We start from the raw sequence: 19,122 nt of genomic DNA, 5'->3' as shown, positions 1-19,122 counted from the left end.
GCGGGGGCCGCTCGGGGGGAGGTTCAATCGAAATAGCCGCAGGAGCGCAGGTGGTCGACGCTGCGCTTGACGCGGTCGTGACGGCCTTCGAGGCCGGGCTCGGGCTCGCCGGCGATCCCCTCGATCTCGATGGTGTAGGGGCCGGTGAAGCCGATCGCGTCGAGTTGGGTCCGGATCCGGGCGAAGTCGATGGCGCCGCCGTCTCCCAGGGCGGGGAAGTACCAGTCCTCGGCCTGGCCTCGGGAGTCCTTGAGGTGGACGTTGCGGACGAACTCCTTGACGCGGTCGAGCTGTTCGTAGAGGTCGGCGCCGGGGTTGTAGTAGAGGATGTTGCCGGTGTCGAAGTTCAGGCGGACGGCGGGGTGATGGACCTCGAACATCAGGGTGAGCATCTCGTCGGCGTTCTGGGTCGGCCCCTTGTGCGTCTCCAGGGCGATGACGACGCCGAGTTCCTGGGCGACGTTGCCGACCTTGCGGAGGTTCTCGACGACGGCTCGGCGTTCGAGCGGGGTCGTGGGCTGGCTCGCCCCGGAGACGACGACGTCGACGCCGAACCACCGTTTCGCGAAGCGGATGCGCCGCTCGGTGAGCGCGGTCCCCTCGTCGGTGCGCATGTCGCCGCCGCCGACGTTGCAGCCGCTGACCCGGACGCCGAGGGCCTGGAGCTTGTCTCGGAAGGCCGCGGCGGTGGCGTCGTCGGCCTTCTCGGTGACGACGGCCTCCTCGGGGATGACGAGGCCGCCGAAGTTGTGGCCGCGGAGAGCCAGCTCCAGGGCGTCGATGCCGGCGTCCCGAATCCTCTCGGCGGCGGCGTGGACGCCGGAGGGGCCGTAGCAGTTGGTGAAGCAGCTGATGATCCGGGTCATGGCGATCCGTCGGGAGAGTCGGTTGCGGCGGGCGGATGAGGGGGGACCGGCTCCAGGGCCACGGGGACCTCGGACCCGAGGTCATCGATCCGGAGGGCCAGGCGCCCGGAGAGCACGTCGAGCAGCGCCCGGCCGCAGACGTCCGCCCGCCAGCCGCGGAGTAGGTCCGGAGCGAGTTGGTCCGGCCTGCCGTCGAGGTGCCAGCGGACGAGGGCCTTCAGGTCGTTGGACGAGCCGACCAGGCCGGTGGAGATCTGATACCGGGCGGCGCAGTGGGCCAGGGTGGCGTTGAGCAGAGAGGTGAGCATCGGCATCCCCGGCAGATCGTCGGGGCGCTCGGAGGGCTCGGGGAGGCGGTCCTCGGGGACGAGCAGGGCCTCGGCGACGACGTCGAGGATCTCTCGGGAGCGGGCGACCAGGTGCGGGCGGTTGAAGTCGCGGAGGGCTTCCAGGTCGCGTTTCGTCCTCGGCTGGCGGCGGGCGATGCCGACCAGCAGGTCGTCGCGCATCACCTGGCGGATCGGCCGGTTGGAGGCGCGGGCCTCCTCGATGCGCCAGTCGTACAGGCGACGGGCGACTTCCAGCGACCTTCGGCTGAGGGTGCCGGCCCCGGGAAGGCGTCGCCAGCGATCCTCCTCGACCCGGCGACGGACGGACGCGACGAAGGCGGCGAATTCGTCCTCGGCCCAGGCGGATCGGCCCCAGGAATCGAGGCGGCCCCGGAGGAAGTCGGCCAGGTCGAGCAAGTGGGCGACGTCGTCGAGGGCGTAGGAAACCTGGGCCTCGCTCAGGGGGCGGCGGCGCCAGTCGGTGCGCGTCTCGCTGCCGGAGAGGGGAATGCCGAGGGCCTGGCCAACGAGGTTGACCAGCGACATCGGGTAGCCGAAGCCGGCCAGGCCGGCGGCGACCTGGGTATCGAAGACCCGAGAGGGGAGCCGGCCGGTCTGGAGGCGGCAGATGCGCAGGTCCTCCCCGGCGGCGTGCATGACGACCTCGAGCTTGGGGTCGAGCACCGCGTCCCAGAGCGGCTCCAGGTCGAGGCCGCGGGCCAGCGGGTCGATGGCGACCATCCGCTCCCGGGTAGCCACCTGGGCCAGGCAGAGGACCGGCTCGAAGGTGTCCTCGGAGACGAATTCCGTGTCAAAGGCGAAGCGGCCCTGGTCGCGGAGGTGGGCGACCAGCTCGCGCAGTTCGTACTCAGTGGCGATCAGAGGGGCGACGTGGCGTCCCGGCATCGTTCGGGTCGGGTCCGAGTCCTGGGAAGGGCGAGGGGCGGCGAAGGTCAGGCCCCGGGAGCGACCCTTATCGCATGGCGGATCGCGCGATGCAAGAGCCGACCCCAGGGAGAGATGCGGCGGGCCAACGTTCCAAGGGGGCGGAGGCCGCTTCCGGGGGGCCGGCCGAGGTCGACCGAGCCCTGAGGTCGTCCCGAACTCAGGATGGGATCGGGCCCCCGGAGCCCTCGGAGTCCGGCATCCGCCAGCGGTGGTGACGGTCCCCCGATCACGCTCACAGGAACGTGGCCAGAAACTGGAGGACCTGCTCCGAGATCCCCGTCCCCGGCTGGAAGGGCCCGAAGCCGTGGCCGGCGCGGGGGAGGATGACAAGCTGGGTCGGCACGCCCTCCCGTCGGAGGGCGTCGGCCAGGAGCTGGGACTGGCGGGGGTTGACGACCGGATCGGCCGAGCCGTGGACGATCAAGGTCGGGGCGTCATCGGCCGAGGCGAGGAAGACGGGGGAGGCCTCCTCGTAGCGGGACGGGATCGCCTCGGGGAGGCCGCCGAGCATCTGGACTGCCGCCGGCCCTCCCCGAGAGTCGGAGACGAGCGCGGCCAGGTCGGCGGGCCCGAAGAAGTCGATCACGGCGTCGACCCTGCTGGAGAGGCCGTCGGGCCCCGGGTCGTCGGGGGAGGTGCCGAGCAGGGCCGCGAGGTGGCCTCCAGCCGACTCTCCGATGGCGGCGATGCGGCCGGCATCGAAGCCGAATTGCGACGCGTTGCGGCGCACCCAGCGGACGGCCTCCTTCACATCGTCGAGGTTCTCGGGCCAGCTCGGACGGCCCGGGGCGGACAGGGTGTAGTTTGGGGCAACGACCGCGTAACCGAACGCCCGCAGCGGTTCGACCTTCGGGCCGTACCGCTCCCTGCTGAACCGCCGCCAGCCGCCGCCGTGGATCGCCAGCACGACCGGCCAGCCGCCGGCCGGGGGAGACCCGGCAGGGAGATAGACGTCGAGCCGTTCGGGGCGGTCGCCGTCGGTTCGGTAGACGAGATCCCTCAGGACCGGGCCATCGGCCGTCCCGGGGCGGCCGAGGCGGGGGCTCGGGCGAGGGGTCGGCCGAGGCCCCGCAATCAGGTGAGCGTACCGGGGAAGCCGATCGGCCAGCACGATCGCGGCCCCGGGGGAGTGGGGCGAGGACAGCCCCGAGCAGAGCGACCGGCCTTCCAGCGGCTCGCAGGCCGGCCGAGATCGCGGCTGGCGGCGCCGGGAGGAGGAGGAGGAGCGTCGGGACCCGATCGGCAGGAGATCGCGGGGATCGCTCATGAGAGCCGGTCCTCAGAGGGTCGGTCGGGACGTCGAAGTCCGATCCGGCTCCCTCCGGGCGGCGGGCCATCGCGGGTTCATGGTCCCCGGCGCGATTCGTGGCCCCCGAGATGCGCACCGTCCCCATACTATTCCCCGACATCGTCGGATTGGCAAACGCGAGGATGGGATGCTCAGGGGCCTTCTCGCCGGAGCGCCCCCGGTGGGGAGGAGATCGACCTCCCGGGCGAGGCGGGTCAGCGGCCGGGGGGGCCCGGATCGTAGAGGACGATCCCCGCCCAGTGGACCGGGTCGGCGGTCTCAGGGCGGGAGGCGAGGGCGCGCCGGGCGATCGCCAGCGCCTGGTCGGGGGGAAGTCCCCGGGAGAGCCCCCGGTGCAGCTCGGCGACGAAGGCGGGGGAGGAGTCGGCGGGCAGGTCCCACAGGGAGATGAGCACCGCCCCCGCCCCGGCGGCAAGCCAGCAGGAGGACAGGTCGCGCCAGGCCGTCGGCGGGCAAGAGGCCGGAAGCGGCCGGTGGGAGAGGTCGAGCACGACGACGGCGCCCCGGAGGTCGAGCCCGAGCACGTCGGAGCAGGTCAGCCGGGGAGCGGAGGGATCGGCCTCGGGGGAGGAGTCGTCGTCGAGGATCAGGTCCGCCGAGCCGGAGGAGGTCGCGGCGGGGTCGAGCGCGGCGGGGCCCCGGATGTGAAGCACGGCGGGCGCCCCCCCGGCGCCGATCAGCCGGGAGGGCAGGCCCTCGGGCTCGGCGACGACCTCGACGCGGCGGCCGTCGGCCCCGTAGGCCGACCGGACGGCCAGGGCCGAGACCAGATCGCCCGCCGGGGAGACGACCACGCTCGATCCCGGCTCCGGGTCGGATCGGCCGAGGGTCCGGGAACGCCTCAGGACGGCGAGCGACGGCGCGAGGCGGATGGCAGGCAGATTCGGGGCATCGGCGCCCGTCGCCAGCGCGTCGATCGGGACGGCGGCGAGGGCGTCGTCGGGGATCACCGTGAGCTGGCCGACGCCGCCGAGGTCGCCGAGGAACGGGCCGAGGGCCGAGTCGAGCAGGACGCGGCCGGGAGCGCGGTCGTCGTCTGGGGGGGGGGCCGGCTCGGGGAGATCCGGCTCCGGGGCGATCGAGAGCAGGACGGCCGGAGAGGGGGAGGGCTCCAGTTCGGTCGGCCGGCCGGAGTCTCCCAGGGCGGCCCGCCAGAGCCGGGCGGCTCGGCGGAGGTCGCTCCGGCGGGCGGGCAGGATCCGGGAGACGGTCGGCCGGCCAGGGCGGAGGAGGAACCCGACGATCGACTCCGGCCCGGCCGAGGCAAGAACGAGGACCGCCTCGTCCGGCCCGAGGTCGATCGAGGAGCGATCGATCGGGCGGGTGGGGTCGGCGAGCGCCAGCTCTCGGTGCTCGGCGGAGAGGCGGAGCTCGAGCCGTCGGACGGCGGCGGCGGCGTCGGTATCGGCTCCAGCGAGGCCGGGGGGCACGAAGGCGGCTCGACGGGCCTCCGCCCGGAGGGAAGCGGTGGCCCCCTCCCGGCCGGTTGCCAGTACAGAGGACCGGACGAGGGCCTCACCCTGGCGGTCGAACCAGAAGATCAGCCCCGCTTCCTCCAGGGCGCCGAGGGCATGGTCGGGCCTCCCCCGGGCGAGCTGGCAGCGGGCCAGGCCGCGGCGGGCCCGGCCGGTGGCGAAGGCGATCGGGCGGGAGGCCCCCCGGGACCGGGACCGATGGGGGTCGGGGCCCAGGGTCCGGGCGACCCGGGCGAAGAGGTCGATCGCCTCGTCGATTCGGCCGAGCCGCTCCAGGGCCTCGGCCCGCTCGAGGTCGGCCTCGGTCGCCAGGTCGGGGCGGCCGGCCCGTCGGTGGGCCTGGGAGGCCCTCGCGAGCAGCTCGACGCCGGCCGGGCGGGTGTCGTCGCGGGAGACGGCGAGTCGGCCGCGGAGGTGGGCGATCGCGGCGGTGCCCGGGGAATCGGTCGGGCCGTCGGGGGGGGAGGGGTCGACCGGAGCCGAGTCGATCCCCGCGAGGCGGCGGACGGTGCCGCGCCGAAGGGTCCATTCGGGGTCGTCGGGGCGATCGGGTTCGAGCACCCGGGAGGCCTCGGCCCATCGGCCGAGCGCGGCGAGGACGCCGACGCGCTCCAGGGCCGCCTCTCGGGCCATCGGCTCTCGGTCGGTGCCCGGCGGGGAGAGGCGGCGGAGGAGGCGGTCGCTGGCGAGGTCGGCCGCCTCCCAGTCGAGGCGGGAGACGGCCAGGGCGGAGGCGATGCGGTCGAGCTCCGGGGCCTGGCGGAGGACCGGGTCGGCGGCCACCCAGCGCTCGACGGGGGCGAACGCTCGTTGGGCCTCCGCTCGGCGGCCCAGGGCGAGCAGCCCCCAGGAGGCCATCGCCTCGGCCACCTTCGCCTGACGCTCCAGGCCGGGCCCGGAGGCGCGGTAGCCTTCGGCCGCGCGCCGGCACTCGGCGAGGGCCTCCTCCAGGAGGAGGGGGTCGCCGGGATCGTCCCGGCCATCGAAGGGGGGGAGCAAGACGCTGCCGGACCAGAGCGACAGGTCGGCCTCTCGGTCGCGCCAGCCCCGGAGGGCGAAGGTCTCTCGGGCCGAGGCGAGGGGAAGGCGGATGGCGGAGTCGGCCCAGCTGAACCGCTGGCCGACGGCGGCGGAGAGGGTGGCGACCTCGGCGGCGGCGTCGCGGTCGAGGGCGGGGTCGTCCTCCAGGGATCGGACGGCGGCGAGCAGGCCGTCGGGATCGCCGCGGTCGAGCCGCCGGCGGACCTCGGCGATGCGGGAGGCCAGGCGATCGGAGGCGAGCCCATCGGACCCCCGGCCGGGGCGGGGATGGTAGGCTCGGCGATCGAGACGGAAGGCCAGGTCGGCCGCGTTGTCCGGGTGGATCGGCGCGGCCGATCGCGCCAGGTCCTCGGCGTCGTAGACCAGGAGACGGCCGGCGGCGTCGGCCAGGGCCACGCGGCGGCCGTCGGGATCGGCGGGGTCGGCGGCGACCCGGCTGCTCCCCTCGGCCGGGAGCCCCCGGACCTCGGACGGGAGCGGGGAGCCGTCGAGGGGCATCCGGAGCAGCAGCACTCGGCCGTTGCAGGCGACCACCAACCCGTCGCCGCCGAGCACGGCGGCCAGGCCGACCCCGTCGGCCGGCAAGGGGAACCGCCATCGGGGGGAGCCATCCGGGCCGATCGCCTCCAGGGCGGGGCCGTCGTCTCTGGGACCGAGCACCCGGACGATTCCGCCCCGGGCCTCGGCGGCGGCCTCGGCGGGGCCGATCGGCTCCGACGGGAGGTCGAGCGACCGGGATCGGCGTTCCACCCGGCCATCGGTCCGGAAGACCAGGAGCGACCGGCCGCCGTCGACGAACTCCAACGCCCGGATCCCCGGGGCCCGGCCGCTGGACCGGAGCTCATCCCGAGGGGAGCCGAGGGCGTCTCGGTCGGGACGGAGCCGGAGCAATCGGCCGTCTTCGAGGCCGGCGAGCAGGTCGCCCGGCCCGATCGGCTCGATGGCCAAGGCGCCGACGGGGCCGCAATCGAGCCGGTCGATGGGGCGGGCGATCGGCTCGGAGGTGTCCCAGAGGACCAGGCCGAGGGCGTCTCCCGAGACGGCTCGGTCGGCGGCCGAGAGAGCCAGCCCGGTGAACTGGCGGCCCCGATCCGGGGCGACCAGCCCGACGGAGGCGGGGGACGGCCCGGCCTGAGGGCGATAGACGGCGAACCGGCCGTCGGCGAAGAGGGCGCCGAGGCGTCGGTCGGCGGGAGGTCCCCCCCAGCAGAGGGCCTCGACCCCGGCCGCCCGGCCGGCGGGAGGGGCGAGGGCCCGGGAGTCGTCGGCGACCGGGGCCCCGGCAAGCCCTCGGGTCGCGGCGTCCCCCGGGGCGCAGGAGACTCCCACCGGCAGCAGCAGCAGCAGCCAGAGGAGGCGCGCCGGGGGCGGCATCCGGGCCGCCGAGGAGGGCCGGCCGTCCTGGCCGGGCCGGGGTCGCGTCATGGGAGTCGGGCCAGGAAGGACTGGACGGCGGCGGCGGTCTCCCCGGGGGCCTCCATCGGGGAGAGGTGGCCGGCCCCGGGAATGACGATCAGCTCGCCGTCGGCGGCGGCGTCGGCCATTGCCCGGGATTCGGCCTCGGGGACGATGGCGTCCTCGGCGCCGGCGATCACCAGCACCGGGACGCGGAGGCTCCGGATCACCCCCAGGCGGTCGGGCCGCATCGCCATCCCCCGCAAGGCGCCGGCGGCGCCCTCGGGGGGGGTGCGGCGGATCACCTCGGCCACCTGGTCGACCAGATCGGGGCGGCTCCGCCGGTGGGCGGGGGCGAAGAGTTTGTCGACCATGCCGGAGAGCGGGGAGGTGGATCCCTCCCGCTCGATGGCCTGGGCCGTCGCCTCTCGGTTCCGGGCGACCTCGGGAGAGTCGGCGCCGGCCCGGGTGTTCAGGAGCATGAGGCCGAGGAGGCGGTCGGGGAAGCGATCGGCCAGCGCGAGGGCGACGTAGCCCCCCATCGACAGCCCTCCGACGACATAGGGCGGCTCGACCCCGAGGGCGTCGAGCGTCTCGACCACGTCGGCGGCCAGGTCCTCCATCGGGTACGGGCCGGGAGGGGAGGGAGACTGGCCGTGGCCGCGGAGGTCGGGGGCGACGACGCGGTGTCGGTCCGAGAGGGCCCCGAGCTGGTTGGCCCACATCGTCCGGTCGAGCGGGAAGCCGTGCAGGAGCACGACCGCCGGCCCGCTCCCCTGCTGCTCGATGGCAAGCCTCATGGGCGGGGTCCCTCCCCGGGGCTGTCGTCGCGGTGCGAGTGGTCCTGGGCGGGAGGCGTTCCGATCGGGGGCCGATTGTAGATCGAACCGGCCAGGGCGGTCAAACCCGGGTTGGCTCGGGCTCGGAGCCGGGGAACCCGGCGGCCTCGGGCCGGGCGAAGTAGCGTCGGATCAGGTCCTTCGGCGGCCGGGGGCCGACCAGGCTGCAGACCACCCCCAGGCCGAACGACGCGATCAGCCCCCAGAGCAACGGATGGAAGCCGAGCAGGTTGATCTCCTCGGTGCGCCAGGAGATCCCCATCGCCGCCAGAGGACGGCCGAGCATCACCGGGGAGAAGAGCACGACGGTCGTGACGAAGCCGCCGAGCATCGCCATCCAGGCGCCGAACCGGGACATCCGTTTCCAGTAGATGCCCAGGGCGATCGGGGCGAGGAAGGTGGCAGCAAACCCGGCGCCGGTCATCACGATGAAGTCCTGCAAGAACCGAGGCGGGTTCAGGGCCATCAGCGTGACGAGCCCGCCGCTGAGGGCGGTGGTCGAGTAGCTGAGGATCTTCACCGAGCGTTCGGAAAGCTCGGGGTTGATGCTCCGCTGGTAGATGTCTCGAACGACGGCGGAGCTGATCAGCAGCAGGAACGAGTCGACCGTCGACATGACGGCCGCGAACGGAGCGGCGATCAGGATCCCGGCCAGCCACCAGGGGGCGACCCGGCTGGCAAGCTCGGGCATGATCTGGTCGGAGCCCGCGGTCAGCTCGCTGGGGTGGATCACCTGGTGGGCGGCCGTGAACAGGAAGATGATCGGCAGGTAGATGCAGCCGAAGTAGATGGTGACGGTGAACAGGGCGTAGCGGAGGGTCTTGCTGTCGCGGAAGGCCATCAGGCGGACCATCGTCCCCGGCTGGCCGGCGCCGGAGATCGCCCACATGAAGAAGAAGGAGATGGCCATGCCGATGGGGTGGAACGGGTCTCCCGCCCCCTTGCCCTGCTGCTTCAGCCCGGGGCCGAAGACCAGGTCGGTGCCGGGGCGGAGGTGATTGGGGTGCTCGGTCGTGGGGGCCGGTCCGTCTCCGACGAGGAACGGGTAGCGTTCGAGGGACGGGATCGCGGCCGAGACCCACCGGGAGGCCTCGGGAGAGGCATTGACGGCGTCGACGACCTGCCGGCTGGAGACGCCGACGTCTCCGCGCTCATTGAGGGGCAGGCCGACGGTGATCCGGACGCGGCCCTCCTCGTCCTCGCCGGCCTCGACGACGGGGTCGGAACCGACCGAGGCGGCGTCGGGGAGCGCGACGTGTTCGACCAGGACATCCGCCCGGGTCGTGCCCAGGTACTCGATCGCGTTATCCCGAGACGCCAGCCCGACCACCAACCGGGGGGGCCGCTCGGCCAGGGTCTTCGTGGCGTGGCCCAGCCCGCCAACGGCATGCATGGTGAAGGGGATCAGCAACAGGACGCCGATCCCCATGACGATCCCCTGCATCACGTCGGTCCAGACCACCGCCCGGAAGCCGCCGTAGGAGGTGTAGACGACCACCGTGAAGGCGAACAGCAGCAGGCCGATGACGTATCCCGTGTCGGCCCCGGCCACCGTCAGCATCGGCCCGAGCACCCCGGTGCGCTCGACCCAGGGGACGATCGACTCCCGGTACCCGGGGGTGCCCTCGAGCAGGACGTTGAGGATGATCCCGCCCGCCTTGAACTGGGCGATCAGGTTCGTGAGCGTGAAGAAGACGATCACGCCGGAGGCGAACAGCCCCAGGCCGGGGGAGGCGAACCGCTCCCGGATGACGTCGGGAATGGTGATCGCCCCGGCCCTCCGGGCGACCTGGTTGAGCCGCTTGCCCAACAGGCCCATCGTCACCGGAGGGACGATCATGTAGCTGGAGATCCAGACCGCCACAATCCATCCATAGGTGTAAACAAGGGACGGATACCCGGTGAAGCTCCCTCCGCTGGCGCTGGTGGCGGCGAAGGTGAAGGCGAGGGCCCAGACCCCCAGCCCCCGGCTGCCGAGAAAATACTCGGCCAGGAACGACTTCTTCTGGAGCAGGCGATTGGAGAGGATCGCTAGGCCGAAGACGCCGACCATGTAGACGAGGAAAACCAGTCCGGTCGCGAGTTCGTGCGTCATGAGAGGTGTCACTGCTCCCGGGCAGGGTCGACCACGTGTTCGTCCTCTCCCTGGTCGGCCGCCTCAGGGTCGTCCTTCATGAAGGCGAAGCAGAACCAGGCGCTGAAGCCGATGCAGAGCACCCAGGGGACGACCACCCCCCAGAGGGCCCAGTCGGGGATGCCCAGGCCGAGGGGCATCGTCAGGGAGTCGGGGGCGCGGTCGAAGCGGTCCAGCGGCGGCAGCAGGGCCGAGACCTCGCCGGGCACCCGATCGTGCCGGGAGTAGCCGTGGAGGTAGCAGAAACCGACCGTCCAGACGAGGCAGGCGAACCAGGCGAGCAGGATCACCAGGGCCTCGCGCCGGGAGTCGAGATAGACGGGATCGTCGTCGGGGTCGGCCATCGGCGGAAGTCGCTCGGCAGGGGGGGGTCGGGAAGGACGGTCGGTCGCAGGGCCGGCGGATCATCGGCGGCGAGAGGGACCGGCCGGGGGAGCGGCCGGCGATCGGTCCCTCCTTTTCCCACAGCGAGGCGGTCGATGCAATGCCCCTCCGCCCTCAGCCTCCCCGGAGGTGCTCCTCGAAGAAGCGGGCGGTGCGGTCGAGGATCGCTCGGCGGTTCTCCCGCTTCCGGGTCGAGTGCCGCTCGTCGGGGATCGGCAGCACCTCGAACGGCTTGCCGGCCCGGATCAGCGCCGAGACAAGGCGGGCGGTGTGGCGGAAGTGGACGTTCTCGTCGAGCAACCCGTGGATGAGCAGCAGGTCCCCCTTAAGGCGGTCCGCCTTGTCCAGCACCGAGGAGGAGGCGTATCCCTCGGGGTTGTCTGCAGGCGTGCCCATGTAGCGCTCGGTGTAGCCGGTGTCGTAGCCGTCCCAGTCGGTGACGGGGGCGATGGCGACTCCGGCGTCGAAGACCTCGGGGGCCAGCAGCAAGGACCGGATCGTCATGTAGCCCCCGTAGCTGCCACCGGTGATGCCCACCCGGTCGGGGTCGGCGCTCGGAACGGTCGAGCAGACGAAGCGGACGCCGTCGACCTGATCGAGCACCTCGACCGTCCCCAGGTTCCGGTCCAGGGCCGACTCGAACGCCAGGCCCCGGCGGGACGATCCTCGGTTATCGCACTTCCAGACGGCGAAGCCGAGGGCCGACAGGTACTGGGCCGTCATGTCGGCCGTCAGGGCCCAGGAGTCGGTCACGCGCTGGACGTGAGGGCCGCCGTAGACGAGCACCACGAGCGGGGCCTTCACGCCGAGGTCGACCGATCGGGGCTCGTAGTAAGCGCCGAAGAGGGTCTCGCCGTCGCGGTTGGTGAACTTCAACAGGCGGGGGCGGATGAGGTCCAGCGCCGAGAGCCGAGGGTCGGTCCCCGAGTCGGCCAGGGTGGCGAGCACCCGGCCGGAGCGGTCTCGGAGCGTGGAAACCGGTGGGCGATTGGTGGAGGAAACCGTGGCGACGAACTGGTCGGCGTCGGGGGAGACAACGGCATCGGAGCAGTACCCCTCGCCGGCGGTGACGAGCTCGACCGGGCCGCCGTCGAGCGAGACGCGGTAGAGGTCTCGGCGGAGCGGGGACTCCCGGCCGGCGAGGAACCAGACCTCCCGGCGGTCGGGATCCAGGTGGACAAGAGCGTCGACCGGCCACTCTCCGGAGGTGAGCGCTCGGATCGGCTTGCCCTCGCGGTCGAGGAGCATCAGGTGCCGGAACCCGGAGCGTTCCGTCGACCAGACGATCTCGCCGGTCCCGGGCACGAGGGCCAGATCGTCATGGAGGTTGACCCAGGAGCGGGAGGTCTCCTCGACGAGCGTGGAGCGTTCATTCGTTTCTACGTCGATCCGAACCAGGCGGAGGGACTTCTGGTCCCGGGGGAGGACCTGGACGAGCAGGTGGCCGGGCCCGTCCCAGCAGACCCGGGCGAGGTAGGCCTCCTCCCCGTCCTCGGCGACGTCGAGCCACTGGGGCTCGCCGCCGGTCGAAGCAACGACGCCAAGCCGGACGCGGGCGTTCTCGGCGCCGGCGAAGGGGTAGCGGTGCGACTCGGTCGAAGGGGTGTCGTCCCCCTGGTGAACGATGACGAATTCGGGGATGTGCCGCTCGTCGGTCTGCTGGAAGGCGATCCGGGAGCCGTCGGGCGACCACCAGAAGCCGGTCGATCGGCCCAGCTCCTCCTGGGCGATGAACTCGGCGAGGCCGTTGGAGACGCCCTCGGCGGCATCTCCGGTCAGGCGAGTCTCGGCGCCGGTCTCCACGTCGAGGACGTACAGCTCTCCCGCTCTGACGAAGCCGACCCGGGAGCCGTCGGGGGAGAACTTCGGGTCGATCTCCGGGGCTTCGGTTTCGGTCAGCCGTCGCAGCGGGCCGTCTCCCCGGAGGAGATAGAGGTCGCCGTTGAGGGGGAGGAGGCTCGCGTCCTCGGTCGGGGAGCGGACGATCTGGCTGATGCCGGTGTCCCTGAGGCGCATCCGCTCTCGGCGGAGGGCCTCCTCGGGGGAGACGTTCTCGTCGGTGTTCCCCTCGCCGGGGGGGCGGGCGACGACCTCGGGGCGGGCCCCCTCCGCCGCCGGGAGCCGCCAGAGGACGCGACCAGGCCCCTCTCCCTCGGGGTAAAGGAAGGTGACGGCGGCGCCGTCGGGGGAGAAGGCGATGGCGGTCGGGGTTGTTGTGCCGGGGGCAGGGTGGCGAGCGGCGTCGTCGAGCCCGACGGGGAGGCCCTGGGAAGAGGGAGCGGCCAGGGCGATCGAGGCGGTCAGCAGCAAGACGGCCAGCGCGATCGGGGTGAGGGTGGGCAGCATCATGGGTTTCGTCTCGGGGCGATCGGGAAGGACGGGGGCGATCGCGCCGGGGGCGGTCAGAAGTCCGCGGTCTCCATCGCGATCCGGAGGCTCTCCTGCTGGCCCGGCCGCAGGACGCGCAGGCCGGCGTCGACGCCGCGTTGCTGGAGGTTGATGGCGTCGGTGGTCTGGGTGTAGGGCTCGACGGCGATCACGTCCGGCGCGTTCGGCGGGGTGAAGACGACGACCTCTCGGAAGGGGACCGCGTCGAAGCCGATCCGGAACTCGCAGCGGGCCTGCTCGTCGACCAGGCGGCAGACGACGAACCCCTCGGCGTTGTGCTCCAGCCCGGTGAGCACGGCGTCGACCTGGAGCCCTCGCATCGGCTTACCGCGGCGGAAGTCGAGGGCGTCGTCGACGGGGAGGGTCGCTCCGGTGGGGATCGAGTCGTCCAGGACCCAGAAGCGGGAGGCGGGGATGACCACCTTCGTGCGGTCCAGGTCGCCGCCGCCGCCGAAGGGGAGGCGGAAGTAGGGGTGGAAGCCGAGGCCGTAGGGCAGATCCCCCTCCGACTCGTTGGCGATGGTCGCGTCCAGGGTCAGCGACCTCCCGTGCAGGGCGTACCGGATGTCGAGGTAGCCGTCGCTCGGCCAGCAGGGAGCGCCGTTGGGGAAGGTCCGGGGGAGGCGATAGCGTCCCGTGAGGAAGGCGCCGTCGGGGCCCTCGCCGTGGTCGATCACCTCCCACTCGGCATCGAGGGCGAAGCCGTGGATCGCATGAGGCGGCTTGGTGAGCGGGAGGGAGTAGGAGGTGCCCCCCCAGGAGAATCGGCCGTTCTTGATGCGGTTGGGGAACGGGAAGAGGACGGGGAAGCCGTGCCGGGCGGGCTTCTCGGGGTTCTTCTCCCATCCGGGGGCCGTCACGACCAGCGACCGAGGCGCACCGGCGGCCGGCAGGTGCAGGTCGAACAGGTTGAAGCCATACGACGGGAGGATCGACGCGGAGGCTCCCGAGTCGGTGTCGCTGAGCACGAAGATCGGGCGGTTGCCGCGCGTCTCGGTGCGGACGTGGCAGGCCATCGGGCGGTCCTCCGTTGCGAATCGGGCTCGGATGAGATCGGCCGACGGTCCGATCCGCCTTCGATTCCAACCGCCCCGGGGCCTCGACACAAGACGATCGCCTCCCGGACTCCCCTCCCGGGCCGCTCCCGAGGAATCGACCGGGGAAATCAGGGCGTCGGGGAACCGAACCGCATCCTCCAGGAGTTGAGCAGGTCGACCAGCTCGGCGGCGTCGAGGCCGTAGGTGTCGGCCAGGACCACCTGCCGGCGGCGGGAAGCCCGGAGCCAGCCGGGAATGCGGGGGGAGTCTGGGACGATCGGGCGGTAGACGACCCAGCAGGTGCGCCGAGGGAGCGGAAGCAGGGCGAACTCGGCCACCTCGGACCATCGGATCCGACGGCATCGCAGCGGGGATCGCTCGACGAAGCCCTCGGGGCCAAGCTCGATGTGGCAGCGCGAGCGGTCCAGCGACTGGAGGCCGTTGATCACCCCGAGCAGGGAGAGCCCGGCGCCGATCGCCGCCCAGGGGCCGGCGCCGACGACCACCAGCCTGAGCAGGCAGGACAGCCCGACCGCCGCGCATCCCAAGGCGACGACGAGGAACTTCCCCCGGGAGGGGACGTAGCGGACCACGTCGGGGGGACGATCCATGAGGACGATCCTTCGGATGGGGAAGGCCCCGCCGGCCTCCGGCGTCAGGAGCCCAGCCCCGCGGGGCGGGGAAACGAGTCGGGATCGGGAGAGACCGGGCCGGGATGGCCGGCGGAGGTCGGAGCGACGGGCCCCCCGTCGAGCACGGCGCGGTAGTAGGAGCGAAGGGCGTCGGTGGCGGCGGCCCAGCTCCAGCGCTCGGCCTCGATCCGGGCGTTGCGGTGCAGCGACTCGCGGAGGGAGGCCGAGTCGAGCAGCCGACGGGTGGCGACGGTCAGACCGGCAGGATCGGCGGGGTCGAAGAGGCAACCGTTGACGCCATCGGTGACGATGTCGGTGATCCCGCCGGCGCGGGCGGCGATCACGGGGCAGCCGGCGGCCATCGCCTCCAGCAGCACCAGGCCCAGCGTCTCCGTGCGGGAGGGGAACACCAGAGCGTCGGCCGAGGCGAAGGCGGAGGCGAGGCGCTCTCCCCTCATGTAGCCGACGAACCGGGCCCGGGTCCCCTCGAAGTGCCTCTCCAGCTTCTCGCGGGCCGGGCCGTCGCCGACCAGGGCGAGGGTGGCCTCCGGGATCGCCCGGAGGACCGTCCGGATGCGGTCGATCTCCTTCTCCGCCGCCAGCCGGCCGACGTACAGCAGCAGCGGCGCCCCGGGGCGACCGCCGGAAAGCTCCTCCCGCATGGCCTCCGACTTCAACCCGGGCCGGAACAGCTCGGTATCGACGGCCCGAGGCCAGAGGGCGAGGTTGTGGAAGCCCCGGGCGTTCAGCTCGTCGATCATCGCCGTCGAGGTGCACAGATTCAGCCGGGCCTTGTTGTGCATCGACCGGATGATCTTCCAGCAAAGCCCCTCGAGCGCACCGAGCTTGTAGTGCTTCAAATATTTCGGCACGTGCGTATGGTACGACGCCACCAGCGGCCGGTCGCGCTTGACCGCGTGCGCCACGCCGCAGGCGCCGAGCACGGCCGGGTTGACGACGTGGACGATCTCCGGGTCGAACTTCAGCAGGCGACGGCCGATCTTCTTGCCCGTGATCGCCAGCTTCAGCTCCGGATACAGCGCGAACGGCACCGCCGGCACGCCGATGACCCGGGCCCCCTCGAAGCGCCTCGGCGCGCCGGCCGGGGCGACGACCAGGACCTCGTCTCCCGCCCTCCTCAGGTGGGTGATCGTGTGCGTCAGTCGGGTGACGATGCCGTCGATCTTGGGCAGGAACGTCTCGGTGAACAGGGCGATGCGCATGGGAGTCGTCGGCGAGAGGCGGGGGGGAGAGGCTCGGCCGTCACGATGAGGCCACCGCGCCGCCGGGGGGGGAGTGCGATCGGAACCAGGAGATCCCGGTTCGGCCCCGCCGTCGAGGCGTCTCGGCTCCCCGAGATGTGTCCGTCGAGGAATCGGGGGAGGGCCGCTTCGACGGCGGCGGTCGGCCGGGGCCGATCCGATCGGCTCCCGGCCTTGGTGTCGGGGAGTCACTTCACGGCGACGGGCGCGCCGGCCTCCTCGATGGCCCCCTTCTTCCAGCTGACCTTCGGCAGGATCTCCTTCATGTCCACCCGGTCGCGGTATCGGACGGCGAAGTTCAGCAGCGAGTCCAGCAGCGAGTCGGAGAGATAGTGGGGCTGGAGGCCGAGGTCGAGGAGCTTGGTGTTCTTGGCGTTGTAGTAGTGCTCCTCGCGCTCGACGCGGGGGTTGTCGACGTGTTCAATCGCCACGTCGAGGCCCATCTTGGCGCCGGCCTCCTTGACCTTCTCGGCGAGCTGGCCGACGGAGAATTGCTCGGTGAACTGGTTGAAGACGCGGAACTCGCCGGGGTCGGCGGGGTTGTTGCAGGCGATCTCGATGCAGCGGACGGTGTCCCGGATGTCGAGGAAGCCTCGGGTCTGGCCCCCCTTGCCGTAGACGGTCAGCGGGTGGCCGACGGCGGCCTGGATGCAAAAGCGATTCAAGGCGGTGCCGAAGACGCCGTCGTAGTCGAGCCGGTTGATGAGCAGCTCGTCCATCTCCGTCTCTTCGGTGATCACGCCGTAGACGACGCCCTGATTGAGGTCGGTGGCCCGCAGGCCCCAGATCCGGCAGGCGAAGTGGATGTTGTGGGTGTCGTGGACCTTGCTCAGGTGGTAGAACGAGCCCGGCTGCTTGGGATAGGGGAGCGTGTCCTTGCGGCCGTTGTGCTCGATGGTGATGTACCCCTCCTCGATGTCGATGTTCGGCGTGCCGTACTCGCCCATCGTGCCGAGCTTGACGAGGTGGCAGTCGGGCACGATGTCTCGCATGGCGAAGAGGATGTTCAGGTTGCCAACGACGTTGTTGACCTGGGTCTCGACGGCGCGCTCTCGGCTGATCATCGAGAAGGGGGCGGAGCGCTGCTCGCCGAAGTGGACGATCGCCTCGGGCTGGAAGCGTCGGATCGACTCGGAGAGGAACGGATAGTCGCAGCAGTCGCCGACCATCAGCTCGATGGGTTTGCCGGTGAGCTGCTCCCAGCGCTCCAGGCGGCGCTGGATGGGGGCGATGGGCGTCAGGGTCTCGATGCGGAGCTGGTTGTCCCAGTGACGGCGGATGAGGTTGTCGAGGATGGCCACCTCGTGCCCGCGATTGGCCAGGTGCAGGGCGGTGGCCCAGCCGCAGTAGCCATCTCCGCCGATGACGATGACGCGCATGGGGAATGCTCGCTCTCAGGTCGAAGGGACGGTCCCTGGCTCGCCGGCCGGCTTCGAAACGGATCAGTCGCGACGAGGGGGGGGAGGGCCGTCGGGTCGGAATCGGGTCGCGGACGAGTGCTCGCGGTGCGGTGCGAGCGGCGCGGGTCGGTCGGCCATCGTGATCGCCGGCGGCGAGGGAACGAACGACGAGCCCGGCCGCGTCGGACATGACGGCGGGCCGACCGCTCCGGGCCGACCGCCACATGGTCTGGTATGGTATGGGGCTCGGGCAACTCTTTGCAAGAGCCCCCGAGCGCGGGGCGACCCCGATGGGCCGATCGGAGGGGTTGGGTCGAGGCAATCGCCGGGCGGACCCGAAGGTCGAGGGGGGAGGAGGGTCGGGGGAACCGAGACTCGGCGATCCCGATGGACGGCGCGTCCCTCCCGATGCGATCGGGAGGGTGGCGGGACGAGACGCGATCCGACGCGGGAGGACGCCGGATCGCCTGCCGGCTGGCCTTCGCCAGTCTGGGGGGACCGGGGAGGGAATCCTTACTCCTCGCCGGCCGGAGCCGCCTTGGCGAGCAGCTCGGGGATCATCGTCTCGAGCTGGCCTCGGGCCTGGGTCGAGTAGAGGGTGCCCTTCTGGTCGATGACGAACACCGACGGGATGGCGTTGATCCCCCAGGAGGAGGAGAACTCGCTCTCCCAGCCGTTGCCCTGGTAGTACTGCGGCCAGGGGATCTCGTTCTCCTCGACGAACGCCTTCAGCGCGTCGAGGCCGCCCTCATCCTCGGGCGAGTCGAGGCTGACGCCGATGAACTCGACGCCCTTGTCCTTGTACTCGGCGTAGAGCGACTTCATGGTCGGCATCTCGGCGACGCAAGGGCCGCACCAGGTCGCCCAGAAGTCGATGACGACGACCTTCCCCTTCAGGTCGTCCTGGACGGAGATCGTCCGGCCGGTGATTGCCTCGTTGAAGGTCAGCTCGAACGGCTCGCCGACGGCCTCGGTCTTCTTCCGCTCGGCGAGGGCCATGCGGGCGACCCGGGAGTCGGGGTACTGCTCGACGACGCGATCGAGGATCGCCGACTTCCGCTCGGGAGTCTGGTCGCGCAGGAAGTACGAAACCGCCTGGTAGAGGAGGTTGCCGCCGCGTTCGTCCTTCGGGGCGATCGCGATGAAGGCCTCGATGGGGTCGAGGATCCCCTGATCGCCTCCCTCGCCCCGGCGCATCGCCAGGACGGCCCGGTAGTAGGCGGCCTCGGTGCGGAGCGGGCTCGACTCGTCGGCGATGATCGCCTCGATCTCGTTGCCCACCTCCGCCACGGTGGCGGGGCTCGACATCAGGGCCATCCATCGGGTGGGCATCAGGCCAGGGAGCCGGGGATGGTCCGGGGCGATCCGGTACAGCTCTCCAATCAGCGAGGCGCGGCGGCTGGCGGCCTCGTCTCGGAGCTGGATGTACTCCTGGATGTAGGCGAGATCCTCGCGACGGCTGGAGTCGAGCTTGGGATCCTCGACCGCCTCGATCGCGGCCAGAATCTCCTCGGGGGAGCGGTCGTCGGCCGGGAAGGCCGGGGCCGGGGGCGGGGCGAGCAGTCCGACGAGGACCAGTCCGGCGAGGCGACGGGTCACGATCCCGCTCATGGTGGCGTCCCTCCCGCTTCGGGGTCGATGGCGCGACCCGGGGCCGGGCGATCGGGCCGACCGCGCAGGCGG

General features: G+C 72.0%; 13 protein-coding genes. All 13 read right to left on the bottom strand.

The annotated features are described in order from the left end of the window. Positions 1 to 23: 23 nt before the first annotated feature. Positions 24 to 866: a sugar phosphate isomerase/epimerase family protein gene (locus TsocGM_RS01000; protein ID WP_126723448.1), complete on the bottom strand. Its 843-nt coding sequence runs from the start codon at positions 864 to 866 to the stop codon at positions 24 to 26. After that, complete coding sequence (locus TsocGM_RS00995; RefSeq protein ID WP_126723447.1) at positions 863 to 2,101, bottom strand: ribonuclease D; 1,239 nt, start codon at positions 2,099 to 2,101, stop codon at positions 863 to 865. The genes TsocGM_RS01000 and TsocGM_RS00995 overlap by 4 nt, the downstream gene beginning before the upstream one ends. 274 nt (positions 2,102 to 2,375) lie before the next feature. Further along, entirely contained in the window at positions 2,376 to 3,410 is a 1,035-nt protein-coding gene (locus TsocGM_RS00990; RefSeq protein ID WP_126723446.1) for an alpha/beta hydrolase, read from the bottom strand. Positions 3,411 to 3,646: 236 nt separating this feature from the next. Continuing rightward, positions 3,647 to 7,393: a CHAT domain-containing protein gene (locus tag TsocGM_RS27495; RefSeq protein ID WP_126723445.1), complete on the bottom strand. Its 3,747-nt coding sequence runs from the start codon at positions 7,391 to 7,393 to the stop codon at positions 3,647 to 3,649. Then, complete coding sequence (locus tag TsocGM_RS00980) at positions 7,390 to 8,163, bottom strand: alpha/beta fold hydrolase (protein WP_126723444.1); 774 nt, start codon at positions 8,161 to 8,163, stop codon at positions 7,390 to 7,392. Before TsocGM_RS00980 ends, TsocGM_RS27495 begins: the two co-directional genes overlap by 4 nt. A 100-nt stretch (positions 8,164 to 8,263) precedes the next feature. After that, the gene (locus TsocGM_RS00975) at positions 8,264 to 10,297 is read right to left on the bottom strand and encodes a sodium:solute symporter family transporter (RefSeq protein WP_126723443.1); all 2,034 of its coding nucleotides are present in this window, start codon (positions 10,295 to 10,297) and stop codon (positions 8,264 to 8,266) included. An 8-nt stretch (positions 10,298 to 10,305) separates the two neighbouring features. Then, the gene (locus TsocGM_RS00970) at positions 10,306 to 10,680 is read right to left on the bottom strand and encodes a hypothetical protein (RefSeq protein ID WP_126723442.1); all 375 of its coding nucleotides are present in this window, start codon (positions 10,678 to 10,680) and stop codon (positions 10,306 to 10,308) included. Between the two features lie 154 nt (positions 10,681 to 10,834). Next, positions 10,835 to 13,069: a S9 family peptidase gene (locus TsocGM_RS00965; RefSeq protein ID WP_233578129.1), complete on the bottom strand. Its 2,235-nt coding sequence runs from the start codon at positions 13,067 to 13,069 to the stop codon at positions 10,835 to 10,837. Between the two features lie 53 nt (positions 13,070 to 13,122). Next, positions 13,123 to 14,124 (bottom strand): aldose 1-epimerase, encoded by a 1,002-nt coding sequence (locus TsocGM_RS00960; RefSeq protein ID WP_126723441.1) that lies wholly within the window; start codon positions 14,122 to 14,124, stop codon positions 13,123 to 13,125. Between the two features lie 149 nt (positions 14,125 to 14,273). Then, complete coding sequence (locus tag TsocGM_RS00955) at positions 14,274 to 14,756, bottom strand: hypothetical protein (protein ID WP_126723440.1); 483 nt, start codon at positions 14,754 to 14,756, stop codon at positions 14,274 to 14,276. A 44-nt stretch (positions 14,757 to 14,800) separates the two neighbouring features. After that, complete coding sequence (locus tag TsocGM_RS00950; RefSeq protein WP_126723439.1) at positions 14,801 to 16,000, bottom strand: glycosyltransferase family 4 protein; 1,200 nt, start codon at positions 15,998 to 16,000, stop codon at positions 14,801 to 14,803. Positions 16,001 to 16,227: 227 nt separating this feature from the next. After that, on the bottom strand, positions 16,228 to 17,418 hold the full coding sequence (locus TsocGM_RS00945) for a UDP-sulfoquinovose synthase (RefSeq protein WP_126723438.1): 1,191 nt from the start codon (positions 17,416 to 17,418) through the stop codon (positions 16,228 to 16,230). Between the two features lie 534 nt (positions 17,419 to 17,952). Further along, entirely contained in the window at positions 17,953 to 19,050 is a 1,098-nt protein-coding gene (locus tag TsocGM_RS00940; protein WP_158633321.1) for a TlpA disulfide reductase family protein, read from the bottom strand. Positions 19,051 to 19,122: the final 72 nt, after the last annotated feature.

This window comes from Tautonia sociabilis, from assembly GCF_003977685.1.
Lineage (GTDB): Bacteria > Planctomycetota > Planctomycetia > Isosphaerales > Isosphaeraceae > Tautonia > Tautonia sociabilis.
The sequence above is the reverse complement of the archived record's forward strand: the minus strand, read 5'-3'. Positions and strand labels throughout refer to the sequence as shown.